This is a genomic window from Rhodopseudomonas parapalustris, from assembly GCF_053772255.1.
Window position 1 is genome coordinate 1 of record NZ_JAMKBZ010000075.1, and the last position, 1,168, is coordinate 1,168.

A 1,168-nucleotide genomic window follows, 5' to 3' on the forward strand; every position below is an offset into this window, starting at 1 on the left:
CCTATTGAGCTGCTATTGGATACTGTTGTATTGCAGTCGGCAAAAGTTCCAACTGTTTTGTTTCGGCATTTACTTTAAAGAGAGCAAAGTTATTTAATACAAATTCATCTTTATCAAGTGTAAAACAATCGTAAATTAATTTATAATCTTCTGCCTCTTTCCCATATACATCAAGTGTAAATATCCCTGTTCCTATTTCTTTAATTATTCCTAATCTTTTATTGTATATTAGTGTCATTTTATTTTGTTGATCTTCAATTGTATAACTCATACTTACCTCCTTAAGCTACAATAAAGTATGTAACTTCGATTGTCCACATATCTCCAGTTAAACCCATATTTAAATATGCAGCTAGCTCTATTTGCGTATCTGAATAATATCTTGCCACACCATAGAGAGCACCAAAGTCAGTTCCCGAACTAGCTGCATATGATGGCAGCCCAAATATCTTCCACTTTTTCCCTAAAAACTGTGATGGTATATCTAAAATTCTATGCTCTACACCACCTGTGGAAGTTCCTTGAATAGAATACGTTCCAATGTATAAAAGCCTAAAAAAAGGATTTTTTATGTTATTGTTATAAACTTGAACTAAATCATCACCATCTATTGCTATATATCCAGTCGGTGTAGTCCATTTACTTGTGCCTGATATTGTCATAGTGTCATCATCTAAATTGATTGATAGCTTACCGTTTTTAGAAGTAATACTTCCGGCTTTTATTAAATCACCGTTTAGAATACCGGTAGTTATAAAATCTGCAACAATTGCTCCGTCCTGAGTAATAGCTGTGTCATATGGGCCATTATAACCATTAGAACTATGTCCAAGTCCACCTAAATCCCAACGCCATACTTCTTTAGCTGTCATTATATCGTCGGTATCCATTATAAGTAGCTCATAAGGCTTACCGTCTGCATTATTATGGAATACTACATAACCGCCTTTATTACCTGTAATTAAATTTGTGGCATTGTCTATTGCTTTCATGAGGTCGCTTTTCTGATTATCAATAGAGTTTTTAAGTGCATTTGTTGTAGCTTTTGTCTGTGTAAGCACATCAACTCTATATTGACCTAACTCAATTTCTTTGTACTGCCATAACTGTTTAGCGGCATTGTATTCTTTAGTTGTTTTTACAACCCTAGCCTTTAAATCCAAGCCTA

The 1,168-nt window shown here is 34.1% G+C and carries 2 protein-coding genes; both read right to left on the minus strand.

Annotated features, from left to right (window positions below):
• Window position 1: 1 nt before the first annotated feature.
• Entirely contained in the window at window positions 2-271 is a 270-nt protein-coding gene (locus M9H71_RS25085; RefSeq protein ID WP_455407575.1) for a hypothetical protein, read from the minus strand.
• Between the two features lie 10 nt (window positions 272-281).
• Window positions 282-1,168, minus strand: an 887-nt coding sequence (locus M9H71_RS25090; protein ID WP_455407576.1) for a hypothetical protein, incomplete at its 5' end; no start/stop codon positions are given.